The sequence below is a fragment of the Dysgonomonas sp. HDW5B genome, assembly GCF_011299335.1.
Taxonomy (GTDB): Bacteria; Bacteroidota; Bacteroidia; order Bacteroidales; family Dysgonomonadaceae; genus Dysgonomonas_A.
In genome coordinates, this window is the sequence record NZ_CP049858.1 from 608,490 (window position 1) to 622,038 (window position 13,549).

Genomic DNA, 13,549 nt, shown 5'->3' on the forward strand with positions numbered 1-13,549 from the left:
GAGACAAATTTCATAGCGACTGACCTTAGTGTTTTTACATTTGTTGCAAATCATTTACGAAAAATAAGATAGTATTTCCCTGAACTATTATGGCATTTTTAGGATTATTATACTTAATAAAGAGTAAATGAAAAATGTTTAACAGTAAAATCAGAAATCCATGAAAGAAACTAGATTGACCTCTACGAGGAGAATCAGTATGAAGTTTTGTCTTCTACTATTCTTAATCTTCTCAGCAAGCATCTCAAATGCTTTTGCTCAGACTACAGTAACAGGAGTAGTCACCGATGAGCAAAAAGATCCACTACCGGGTGTTAGTGTTACAGTCAAAGGTTCCACGACAGGAACAGTTACCGATTTTGACGGTAATTATTCCGTTACCGTAAAATCAGGCGATGTACTTGAATTTACATTTTTAGGAATGAAACCACAATCAATTCCAGTTGGGTCTAAAACAAAAATCGACGTTGTATTAATTGATGATACCCACGAATTAGAGACAGCAATTGTAATTGGTTATGGTACTGCTAAAAAAAGAGATTTAACAGGATCTATTGTAACAGTAAAAGGAGACGATGTATTTACAAAACCAGCATCTAACCCGTTGGCCTCTATACAAGGTAAAGTAGCAGGGGTACAAGTAATAAATACCGGTAAAGCTGGACAAGATCCTGAAATTCGTATACGAGGAACAAACTCTATTAATGGGTACAAGCCTTTATATGTAGTAGACGGATTATTTAATGACAACATTAACTTCCTGAATCCTGCCGATATCGAATCTATGGAAATTCTTAAAGACCCTTCATCATTAGCGATTTTCGGGGTACGTGGTGCAAATGGTGTTATCATCATCAATACCAAAAGAGCAAAAGAAGGACAAACCCTTGTAAATATAAATACAGCTTTTGGCTTCAAGCAAGTGGTAGATAAAATAAAAATGACTAATGCTCCTCAATTTAAAGAGCTTTATAATGAGCAATTAGTCAATCAAGGAGATAAGCCTTACGATTTTACAGACTGGCAAGCAAACACAAATTGGCAGGATGAAATTTTCCAAACCGGATTTATGTCTAACAGTAACGTTAGTGTAACAGGTTCTACAGATAAAAGTAAGTTTTATCTGGGAGTAGGATATGCTTCTGAAGAAGGAAATATTAAGCATGAAAAATTCGGAAAAGTAACTGTCAATTTAAGCAGTGACTATAATCTAACTAAAGACATTAAAGTCGGGTTTCAATTTAATGGTGCAAGAATGACTCCTGCCGATCAAAAATCCGTACTTAAAGCTTTATATGCAGCTCCGGTAGCTCCGGTATTCAATGAAGAATTTCAACTATATCACGCTCTGCCTAGCTTTCAAAAAGCACAAATTGAAAACCCAATGGTTGATATTAGTGCAAGAAACAACACAACAAAGGCTCTAAACTATCGTGGTGGTGGTAATGTATATGGAGAAGTAAACTTCCTTAAGAACTTCAATTTCAAAGCAATGTTTGCTCTTGACTACAGATCTGACGATAGCCGTAAATATACTCCTATAATTGCAGTATACGATCCGTCGATTGGAGGACCCAACCCTATCGACACTTTAGGTACTAAAAAAACGAGTGTACAGCAGATAAAAGTAGATGAAACTAAGATCCAGGCTGATTATGTATTAACTTATACCAATAAGATTAACGACCATAATATTACAGCAACCGCAGGTTTCACTACATTCTATAATAGTTTAACAAGCCTTACAGCAGAAAGAGGTCAAGGGGAAGGTTTACCTATACCAAATAACCCAGATAAATGGTATGTGAGCATGGGTGATCCTAGTACATCTAAAACCGAAAGTGAACAATGGGAGAGATCAACTGTATCATTCCTTTTACGAGCTCTTTATAGCTACAAGAATAAATATCTGTTTAACGGTTCATTCCGTCGCGATGGATCTTCGGCATTCTTCTATACAGGCAATCAATGGCAAAATTTTTACTCTGTAGGTGGAGGTTGGGTTATGTCTGAAGAAGACTTTATGCAAAACCAATCTGTTATTGACTTCTTGAAAATTAAAGGATCTTGGGGTACACTAGGTAATCAAAACATGTCGACTCCATATCCTGCACAACCTCTATTGACTAATGAAACATCTGCTATATTCGGTACTCCTTCAGTGGAATACCCTTCATATTCTTTAAAATACATCCCAAATCCAAATTTGAGATGGGAAAAAATTGAAGCTTGGGAAGCCGGATTTGAAATGAATATGCTTGCCAATAGATTGCGTTTAGAAAGTGTATATTACAAAAAAAACACAAAAGATCTTCTAGCTGAGATCCCTGGAATCGCAGGAACAACACCTGGCCTAGGAAACTTAGGAGAAATTCAAAATAAAGGTTTTGAAGTTGTAGTTTCGTGGAATGACAAGATTAATTCTGACTGGGGATATAGTATAAGTGGAAACTTAACAACAATAGACAACAAAGTAAAATCTCTTGTACAAGATGGATATACTATTATCAAAGGAGATAAAAACATATCACATACTACAGCAGGATATCCTATTGGATTCTTCTATGGCTATACTGTAGATGGTGTATACCAATCCGATGCAGATATTGCTAATTCTCCTAAAAATACTTTAACAACTGTAAAGCCCGGAGACCTTAAGTTCAAAGATATGGATGGTGATGGCAAAATAACAACTGCCGATAGGGGTATGATTGGTAACCCGACTCCTGATTTTACTTATGGTATTTCACTAGGACTTAATTACAAAAATTTTGACCTTGGTGTTGACTTGATGGGGGTATATGGAAACGAGATATACAGAACTTGGGATAACTATAACTGGTCACAATTCAATTATATGTCTCACCGCCTTGACAGATGGCACGGAGAAGGTACATCTAACTCTGAACCGATATTGAATACAACCCGTACAATAAATAATGAAAACTCAACTTATTATATCGAAGACGGAAGTTTCTTTAGAATCAGAAATATCCAAGTAGGTTATACTTTTGACCAAAATGCACTAAAAAAAGTACGTGTAAAAGCTTTGAAAGTATTTATTAATGCTCAAAACTTGAAAACTTGGAAAAATAATACAGGTTATACACCTGAATTAGGAGGTGATGCTACAGCATTTGGAATTGACAATGGATCTTACCCTATGCCTGCTATATACACTTTTGGTCTAAATCTTACTTTCTAATTATATAAAATAATATTTTTATGAAACGATTAATAAAAAAATATATACTTCCGGCAGTACTTATAGCCGGATTGAGTCTAACAAGTTGTAGTGACTTTTTAGATAGAAGCCCTCTCGGGAATTTAACAGAAGATGATGCACCCGGAGGTATAAACCAAGGAAGAGTATTCCAAATTTACGGACTTATGAGAGGTTATCATATCACAGCTGGTATACCTGCATTTGCTATACATAATTTCCGTTCTGAAGATTCAGAGAAAGGTAGTGATGCTGGCGATGGAGCTGATCAGGCAGCTTTCTTTGATAATTTTGAATACAATACAACCAATGGTCCAATTGCTGATTATTGGAGAGAAAATTACAAAATAATAATAAATTGTAATACTGCTATCGATGGTATCGAAAGACAATCAAGCAAAACCAAGCAAGATACAGTTAATTATGCTGAAGCTAAATTTTTCAGAGCCTATGCATTTTTCAATTTAGTTAGAGCCTATGGGGAAGTGCCTAAAATAGATTTTAGAGTAACAGACCCTGCTCAAGCTAATATCGCAAAATCCCCAGCAGCTGATATATATGCACTTATTGACGCAGATTTGTCTGTTGCGGTTAAATACTTGCCTACACACTGGTCAAATGATTTTACAGGCCGTTTAACTTGGGGGGCAGCAAGATCATTACAAGCAAGAACTTATATGATGCGTAACGATTGGAACAATATGCTAGCCGCTTCAAAAGACGTAATTAATTCGGGATTTTACAATCTAAGTACTCCTTATGATAAAATCTTTACTGATAGCGGTGAAAACTCTCCTGAATCGATATTCGAACTACAATGTATGGCTACAGCAGCTAAACCAAACTCCACAAGTATTGGTAGCCAATTTGCAGAAGTACAAGGTGTAAGAGGATCAGGTCAATGGAACCTAGGCTGGGGATGGCATATGGCTACTACTGAGCTTATGAATAAGGCATACGAAAAAGGAGACCCTCGTAAAGATGCAACATTATTATATTTCCGCAGAAGTGTAACAGATCCTATTACCCCAGAGAACACCAACACTCCTTTCGGAGAGTCGCCTGTATCTACAGCAATGGGAGCGGCATACAATAAAAAAGCATATACAGATCCTGCTTTACGTAAACAATTTACAAATGGAGGTTTTTGGGTAAATATAAGATTGATACGCTATGCAGACGTTGTCCTTATGGCTGCTGAAGCTTCAAACGAGTTAGGAATGAGTTCTGATGCTCTTAACTATTTAGAACAAATAAGAAGCCGTGCCCGTGGAAACAACACCGCTATTCTACCTAAAGTTACCACTACTAGCCAAACTGAATTGAGAGATGCTATTCGTCATGAAAGACGTGTAGAACTAGGCTTAGAACCAGACCGTTTCTATGATTTAGTACGCTGGGGAATCGCTAAAGAAGTATTACATGCTGCCGGTAAATTAAATTATCAAGATAAACATGCATTACTTCCTATACCTCAGGTTGAAATAGATAAATCAAATGGAGTATTAGTTCAGAACCCTAATTTCTAAATAATAAATTGATATAATAGGGGCATATTTCTGTCCCTATTATATTTTTATATCAAATCAACCCATGAGAACGCTAAGAATACTACTGTTTCTATTAATTTGTGTACCGTATATTTCGCTTTCAGCATCTTCTAGATTAGTGACTCTTGACAAATATATTATACCTGTCAATGTAAAAGGAGCTATAATTGGAAAGGTCGTAATAGAAGGCAATGACAAGGTCACTTTAGAAAAGGATACTTCAAAGCTTTTTCTAATAGATCAATCGGGTTACATTAAATTAAAACCAACCGTAGCACTTTCGGCCTCATCACCTATCAAATACGAGATTATACTAAAAACAGGCAGTGGAAATAAAGCTTTTGAATTAGTCAAAGACGAATTTATTCACAACAAAGTAATAGCCCATCGTGGTGCATGGAAAAACCATGAGGCGAGTCAGAATTCACTGAGTTCATTAAGAAAAGCCATCGAATTAGGATGCGAAGCTGCAGAGTTTGACGTTTGGCTATCATCAGACAACAAAGTAGTTCTTTCTCATGACCCTACAATTGGAGGCAAAACAGTTGAAGATACTCCAGCCAAAACATTAATGGAGATTCCCCTGAAAAATGGAGATTTCGTTCCCTCACTAGAGGAATACCTTGGGTGTATTAAACACCAAAATAAAACACGATTAGTGTTAGAACTTAAAGGTTCGCAAAAAGGGAAAGACCGCAGTTTAGCACTTGCTGACTCGGCTGTTCAATTAGTTCACCGCTACAAAGCTCAAGCTTGGGTTGACTATATCAGTTTCGATTATGAAGCATTGCTACGTGTAAAGGAATTAGATCCGACAGCGGTGATTTCATATTTGGAAACAAATAAGACGTTAGAAGAATTATCTGCTGACAAAGTAGATGGGATAGATTATCATTACAGTGCATTCTATAATGATGAAAAACTGGCAGATAAAGCAAAACAGCTGGGTTTAACAACCAATGTATGGACGGTAAATACCGAAGAACAAATGCAGCATCTATTACAACAGGGAGTCGATTATATAACAACCGATGAGCCCGAATTACTTTTGAAATTTATAGAAACACATTATAAATAATAGATATGAAAAAACTATTAACTATGCTTTTCTGCTGTGCCGCAATTAGTGTGGGAGCCCAGCAAAGCAGTACAAGAGATGTAAAAATGGATCGATTCATCGACGATCTTATGAGTAAGATGACTATCGAAGAAAAGATCGGTCAACTTAACTTACCTAGTGCCGGAGATATTACAACCGGTCAAGCAAAGAATAGTGATATTGCTTCAAAGATCAAGCAAGGTCAGGTTGGAGGTTTGTTCAATATTAAAGGAGTTGAAAAAATCCGCGATGTACAACGTGTAGCTGTAGAAGAAAGCCGCCTGAAAATTCCTTTGATTTTTGGTATGGATGTTATTCACGGATACGAAACAGTATTCCCTATTCCATTAGGCTTAGCTGCAACATGGGATATGAAAGCTATAGAGTTATCTGCACGTATCGCAGCAATAGAAGCAAGTGCCGATGGTATTTTCTGGACATTCAGCCCGATGGTAGATGTTTCACGCGACCCACGTTGGGGACGTGTTTCCGAAGGTAATGGTGAAGACCCTTTCTTAGGTGGAGCAATTGCTAAAGCAATGGTTCGCGGTTATCAAGGAGACAATACTTATTCTGACAATACTCACATTATGGCATGTGTAAAACACTATGCTCTATATGGTGCAGGTGAGGCAGGACGTGACTACAATACTGTAGATATGAGCCGCATCCGTATGATGAATGAATATATGTATCCATACAAAGCTGCTGTTGAAGCCGGTGTAGGTAGTGTTATGGCTTCATTTAATGAAGTTGATGGTGTACCTGCTACAGCCAACAAATGGTTAATGACAGATGTTCTTCGTAAACAATGGGGCTTTGACGGATTTGTTGTAACCGATTTTACAGGAATCAGCGAAATGGTTGAACATGGTATCGGCGATTTACAAACAGTTTCTGCACGTGCGCTTAAAGCAGGTATCGATATGGATATGGTAGCAGAAGGTTTCACAGGTACTATAGCAAAATCTTTGAAAGAAGGCAAAGTATCACAAGCAGATGTAGATCAAGCTTGCCGCCGTATTCTTGAAGCTAAATACAAATTAGGTTTATTCAAGGATCCATATAAATATTTAGATATAAAACGTGCTAAAAAAGAAATCTACACAGATGCAAATCGTGCAGTAGCCCGTAAAATTTCATCAGAAAGTTTCGTACTTCTAAAAAATGAAGGAAACGTTCTACCTCTAAAAAAACAAGGTACAATAGCAGTAGTTGGCCCATTAGGCAATACTCGCTCTAACATGCCCGGAACTTGGAGTGTAGCTGCTAACATGAATACACCTCAAACAGTTATCGAAGGTATGCAGGCTGTGGGTGGTAAAAACGTAAAAGTAGTATACGCTAAAGGTAGCAATCTTACAGCAGATGCGAAGTTGGAAGAAAATGCAACTATGTTTGGACGTACTCTAAACAGAGATGACCGTACCAAAGAACAATTATTAAACGAAGCTCTTGAGATATCTAAAAATGCAGATGTAATTGTTGCAGCATTAGGTGAATCTTCTGAATTCAGTGGTGAAGCTAGTAGCCGTTCAAATATCGATATTCCGGATGTTCAAAAAGAACTACTGGCTGCACTTCTTAAAACAGGTAAACCAGTTGTACTAGTATTGTTCACAGGTCGCCCATTGACTCTTACTTGGGAAAACGAAAACGTACCTGCTATACTTAACGTATGGTTTGGTGGAAGTGAAGCTGCCCCTGCAATTGCAGACGTAGTATTCGGTGATGTTAACCCTAGCGGTAAACTGGTTGCCACTTTCCCACAAAATGTAGGTCAGATTCCTTTGTTCTACAATCACAAAAACACAGGTCGCCCATTGGCTGAAGGCAAATGGTTCGAAAAATTCCGCAGCAATTACTTAGATGTTAGCAACGAACCTCTTTATCCATTCGGATACGGATTAAGCTATACTCAATTTACATACGGAGATGTTGCTCTTAGTTCTACTACATTGGATGAAAACGGAGAACTTACTGCCAATATCACTGTTACAAACAGCGGAAAATATGATGGTAAAGAAGTTGTTCAGCTTTATATCCGCGATCTAGTGGGTAGTGTAACACGTCCTGTTAAAGAGTTGAAAGGTTTCGAAAAAATAGAATTAAAAGCAGGAGAAACTAAAACGGTTAGTTTCAAGATTACTCCTGAAATGCTTAAATTCTATAACTACGATTTAGAATATGTATTTGAACCCGGCGATTTTGATGTAATGATTGGCGGCAGCAGTCAAGATGTCAAGACAGCCAGATTCACTTTAAATTAAACTGTTCTTAGGTTCTATAACGCCAAGTGAAAGAGGTTGTCAGAACAAATTCGGGCAATCTCTTTCCATATTTAAACAGTAGACTTATTTTTATACTAACTAGAAAAATTATCTTATGAAAAAGGTATTCACCCCGTTTATAATACTTAGCCTTGCGCTGTTATTTACAAATTGTAAAAACAACAGCAATAATGCTCAAGACGCAATTGTAGAGAATCCGTCCGCACAGATTAGCGACGAGGCTCTGCTCGACAGTGTTCAGCGACGCACTTTTAATTATTTCTGGGACGGTGCCGAACCAACCAGCGGAATGGCTCGTGAGCGTTACCATGTAGATGGAGAATATCCACAGAACGATGCAAACGTTGTTACTTCGGGAGGTAGCGGATTTGGTATCATGGCAATTATTGCCGGAATAGATCGTGGTTATGTGACTCGCGAAGAAGGTGTAGCCAGAATGGATAAAATCGTAACTTTCTTGGAGAAAGCCGATAGTTTTCATGGTGTATTCCCTCACTGGTGGTATGGCGAAACAGGTAAAGTCAGAGGTTTCAGCGACAAAGATAATGGTGGTGATTTAGTGGAAACTTCATTTCTGATGCAAGGTCTTTTAGCTGCACATCAATACTACGTAAACGGATCGGATGCCGAAAAAGCTGTAGCTGCACGTATCGATAAATTATGGAAAGCTGTTGACTGGAACTGGCATCGCAATGGAAAAAATGTATTGTACTGGCACTGGAGCCCTGAGCATTCGTGGGAAATGAACTTTGCTATTCACGGTTTCAACGAATGTTTAATTACGTATATTCTTGCAGCAGCATCTCCTACTCACGGAGTACCTGCACCTGTATACCACGAAGGTTGGGCCGAAAACGGAGCAATAGTAGATCCTCATACTGTAGAGGGTATTAAACTTAACCTGCGCTACCAAGGAACAGAGGCCGGTCCTTTATTCTGGGCTCAATATTCTTTCTTAGGATTAAATCCTACAGATTTGAAAGACGATTATAGTGCCAACTATTTTGATGAAATGAAAAACTATACGCTTGTCAATCGTGCTTATTGTCTTCGCAATCCAAAAGGATATAAAGGATATGGTGAAAATGCATGGGGATTAACTGCCAGCTATTCTACCGTTGGATATGCTGCACATGAACCTTCCGAAAGAGGCGATCATGGCGTTATTACTCCAACCGCAGCTATATCTTCGATTGTTTATACACCCGAAGAGTCGATGAAAGTAATGCGTAATCTTTATTCGATGGGAGACAAAATGTGGGGTAAATATGGTTTCTACGATGCTTACAGCGAAACAGACAATTGGTACCCTCAACGATATTTGGCTATCGACCAAGGTCCTATCGCAGTAATGATTGAAAACTACCGCACACAATTACTTTGGAAATTATTTATGAGCCATCCTGATGTTCAAAATGGTTTGAAAAAATTAAATTTCTCAAGCCCTTCTTTTAAATAATTAGTTTATACATCATAGAGAGTTTGTTTTACCGACAAGCTCTCTATCTTATAAATAATATATCTAACCTCTATCATGAAAATATTAAAATACGCTATACTATCTATGCTCTGCATATTGGGATCGAATACCTATGCACAGCAGAAAACATATTGCAACCCTATTAATATTGACTACGGATATTGTCCGATCCCTAACTTTACGGAATGGGGAAAACACCGTACCTCTGCCGATCCTGCCATTGTGAATTACAAAGGCGATTACTATCTTTTTTCTACTAATCAGACCGGATACTGGTGGAGCAGCGATATGCTGAACTGGAATTTCGTTTCACGCCCTTTCCTTACAGAAGAAGCAATAGAGCAAACTCCAAATAAATGGGACGACCTTTGTGCTCCGGCTGCATGGACAATGGGAGATACTCTGGTAGTTTTCGGATCAACTTACTCTCGTATATTTCCAATCTGGATAAGTACCGATCCTAAAAATAACAAATGGGAAAAAGCTGTCGAGCATTTCGATATCGGAGGTTGGGATCCTGCATTCTTTACCGATGACGATGGTAAACTCTATATGTATAACGGTAGCAGTAACGTATATCCATTGTATGGAATCGAATTGGACAGGAAAACATTCCAACCGATAGGAACCCGTAAAGAGTTACTCTTAACTGATGGGGATAGAATAGGATGGCATCGTTTTGGAGAACACATGGATAATACTTTCCTTAAACCATTTATGGAAGGTGCGTGGATGACCAAACACGATGGTAAATACTATCTGCAATGGGGAGGTCCCGGAACCGAATTCAGCCATTATGCCGATGGTTATGCTGTAAGCGACAGTCCTCTCGGATTCTTCGAACATGCATCATTGCCATTAAGTATGAAAGCCGGTGGTTTTATTCGCGGAGCAGGTCATGGTGCTACTTTCCAAGACCGTTGGAATAATTACTGGCATACATCGACTATGGTTATCAATGTAAAGAATAACTTCGAACGCCGTATCGGAATATGGCCTGCCGGATTCGACAGCGAAGGCAATATGTATTGCAATACTGCATTTGGAGATTATCCTCACTATATACCAACAGGAGAAGCCGATCACTTGAAAAGCCAGTTTACCGGATGGATGCTTTTAAATTATAATATGCCTGTGCAGGTTTCATCTACTTTAGGTACTCATTATGCCAATAATATTGTAGATGAAAATATCAAAACTTACTGGAGTGCTAAAAGTGCCGACAAAGGTGAGTGGCTGATTTCGGATTTAGGTGAAGTTTCGACAGTGTATGCCATACAAATAAATTATGCTGACCAAGACGTCGAATTTATGGGAAAAACTTTAGGTAAATTTCATCAATATAAAGTATATTCGTCTCTGGATGGAAAAAAATGGGATGTACTCATAGATAAGAGCAACAATAAAACGGATGTTCCTCATGACTATGTAGAATTAGAGAAGCCCGTTAAAGCCCGTTACGTAAAACTCGAAAACATACACATGCCTACAGGTAAATTTGCCATTTCGGGATTCCGTGTATTCGGATTCGGTGCCGGCGAAAAACCTGCTCCTGTTGAACAGTTCATGGTATTACGTACCGAAACGGATAAACGCAGTGCTTGGTTGAAATGGAAACCGGTAGAAGGTGCATATGCGTATAATATCTATATCGGAATAGAACCCGACAAATTATATAGCAGCGTTATGGTTCACAATACAAATGAGTACTATTATGCAGGGATGGATAGAACCAAACCTTACTACTTTGCCATTGAAGCCATCAACGAAAACGGCACATCGACTTGGACCAGAGGCGAAGCTAAGTAAAGGTCATAGCCCTTTTACTAGTCTAGTGAATTATAGAGATCTTTAACTATTGACAATATGAAATCGAAACTATTAATTGTATTCTTATTTTTATGTTCTACTCTTACTTATGCACAGTTTGAGTATGCCAGCTATATGATCAACGGATATACTATTCCCTATCAGGTTATGTTTCCCAAAGATTATGACGCAACTAAACAATACCCTCTTTTGGTATTCCTGCATGGTGCGGGTGAGCGTGGCAGTGACAATGAAAAGCAGCTTACTCATGGTAAAGATTTTATGATTGATCATTTTCAAGCCGAATATCCGGCAATAGTTATTGTTCCACAATGCCCGGAAGAAACCTATTGGTCTAATGTAGAGAAACAAACTTTAGGCAATAAAACCACATTTACATTCGGGTTGTCTGATAAAGCCACTCCGTCTATGGAAACTTTGATTTATCTGATAACGAACTGGATCAACTCCGGAAAAGTCGATCAAAGTAAAGTATATGTAGGAGGTCTTTCGATGGGCAGTATGGGTACATACGAACTTTTGTGGCGTATGCCCAATACCTTCGCTGCCGCTTTTGCCATATGTGGAGGCGGTGATGTTTCGAAGGTTCAATACTATACCAAGAATACAGCTCTCTGGATATTTCACGGATCGGCAGACAGTGTAGTGCCCGTACAATTTTCACAACAGATGTACGAAGCTCTAAAATCGGCAGGAAACGAAGTAAAATATACAGAGTATCCGGATGTTAATCATGGCAGTTGGATAAATGTATTTCAGAATAAAGAACTAGTTCCATGGCTGCTAAGCCATAAAAAATGATTCTTCATAGAAAATCAGATTAAGAGTCTTTGGGATGAGAATTCCAAAGACTCTTTTTTATTCGTATCTTTGTCTTGCTAAAAATAGTATCGAATGCTTATCTATACAGAAGAAAATAAGGGTTGTAAGTGGGGAATCTGGAAGATGGAAGAAACTCCCGAACTGTTATTATCTCAATTAACGAATAAAGAAGATCTGATTCGTTTTATTGATACTACAACTTCTCCTGCAAGAGTTCTTGAACGAATTGCGGTAAGGGTACTTCTCAAAACACTTCTCGGAGAAGAGAAAACGATAAGTTACCAACCAAGTGGAAAACCGTACTTCGAAGATCGTTCTGTAAACATATCCATATCACATACAAAAGATTATGTGGCAATTATACTCTCACAGTCGCCCCTGTTAGGTATCGATATAGAGTATACTTCAGACCGGGTAAAACGTATTCGTTCGAGGTTTATATCTGATATGGAATACATTGACCCTGAAAACGAAACTTTACATTTACTGCTACACTGGTCGGCTAAAGAAACTATGTATAAGGCGTTGAGCCGTGAAAAAATCGACTTGAAGAATAATTTCCATATTAAGAAATTTGTCCCACAAAACCAAGGTTGCTTCGAAGCACAGGAAACATTTACGGAAGATAGTCTCAACTTCCGGATTCAGTACATTGTAACTGATGATTATGTAGTTACATACACCCTATAACCGCAAATTCTTATTACACATTGCTTTCGCATAACTCATGAATCTCGTTTATATGGAGATGCAAATGAGGCAGATAATCTTCTATCATACTCCTCAAAGATATCTTATCCCCGAATGTATTTAGCCATTCATTATTTAACTTACTCTGATCTACATGATTGATTACATGGATTATATGCAGGTTAGAGTATTTCCAAAGTTGAATTAAATTATTCCAGTTTTCTGTCTGATAGTTTTGAATAGCTATCCATCTGTCATTATTTCCGAGGTTAGCATAATCGGGAAAGATTAACGGACTCGATTGGTATTGCAAATGTATCATACGATGAGTATTGTTTGAAGCCGAATCAATTAAATGCCCAAGTATCTGTTTGATTGTTCTATTCTGCTTATTGAACCTTGAGAGTACAACATCTTCACTTAAAGAACTCAATAGAGGTTCTTCACGGTCTAAAACCTGTATGATACCATTTGTTGTTTGAGAAAAATCGACTCTTGACATAATAATAGAACTTTAGTTATTTATATAATTACCCGTTATTTGCTTCAAATAATCCTAACATT

9 protein-coding genes are annotated in these 13,549 nt (G+C 37.9%); 8 read left to right on the forward strand and 1 reads right to left on the reverse strand.

Features of this window, described 5'->3' with window-relative positions; genetic code table 11:
- Positions 1-199: 199 nt before the first annotated feature.
- The 8 genes from G7051_RS02480 (at position 200) to G7051_RS02515 (ending at position 12,985) form a co-directional block, all read left to right on the forward strand.
- Positions 200-3,205, forward strand: a complete 3,006-nt coding sequence (locus tag G7051_RS02480; protein WP_255493361.1) for a TonB-dependent receptor — start codon at positions 200-202, stop codon at positions 3,203-3,205.
- A gap of 20 nt (positions 3,206-3,225) precedes the next feature.
- A complete protein-coding gene (locus G7051_RS02485; protein ID WP_166198274.1) occupies positions 3,226-4,752 on the forward strand; it encodes a RagB/SusD family nutrient uptake outer membrane protein in 1,527 nt (508 codons plus the stop codon).
- 64 nt (positions 4,753-4,816) lie between these two features.
- The gene (locus G7051_RS02490; RefSeq protein WP_166198276.1) at positions 4,817-5,851 is read left to right on the forward strand and encodes a glycerophosphodiester phosphodiesterase family protein; all 1,035 of its coding nucleotides are present in this window, start codon (positions 4,817-4,819) and stop codon (positions 5,849-5,851) included.
- Positions 5,852-5,856: 5 nt separating this feature from the next.
- Complete coding sequence (gene bglX / locus G7051_RS02495) at positions 5,857-8,142, forward strand: beta-glucosidase BglX (protein WP_166198278.1); 2,286 nt, start codon at positions 5,857-5,859, stop codon at positions 8,140-8,142.
- 115 nt (positions 8,143-8,257) lie between these two features.
- Positions 8,258-9,622: a glucoamylase family protein gene (locus G7051_RS02500; protein ID WP_166198280.1), complete on the forward strand. Its 1,365-nt coding sequence runs from the start codon at positions 8,258-8,260 to the stop codon at positions 9,620-9,622.
- A gap of 75 nt (positions 9,623-9,697) precedes the next feature.
- On the forward strand, positions 9,698-11,452 hold the full coding sequence (locus G7051_RS02505; protein ID WP_166198282.1) for a family 43 glycosylhydrolase: 1,755 nt from the start codon (positions 9,698-9,700) through the stop codon (positions 11,450-11,452).
- 57 nt (positions 11,453-11,509) lie between these two features.
- Complete coding sequence (locus G7051_RS02510) at positions 11,510-12,274, forward strand: prolyl oligopeptidase family serine peptidase (protein ID WP_166198284.1); 765 nt, start codon at positions 11,510-11,512, stop codon at positions 12,272-12,274.
- A 93-nt stretch (positions 12,275-12,367) separates the two neighbouring features.
- Entirely contained in the window at positions 12,368-12,985 is a 618-nt protein-coding gene (locus G7051_RS02515; protein ID WP_166198286.1) for a 4'-phosphopantetheinyl transferase family protein, read from the forward strand.
- 13 nt (positions 12,986-12,998) lie between these two features.
- Here G7051_RS02515 and G7051_RS02520 read toward each other — a convergent pair whose 3' ends face one another.
- Complete coding sequence (locus G7051_RS02520) at positions 12,999-13,487, reverse strand: DinB family protein (RefSeq protein WP_166198288.1); 489 nt, start codon at positions 13,485-13,487, stop codon at positions 12,999-13,001.
- Between the last annotated feature and the right edge of the window lie 62 nt (positions 13,488-13,549).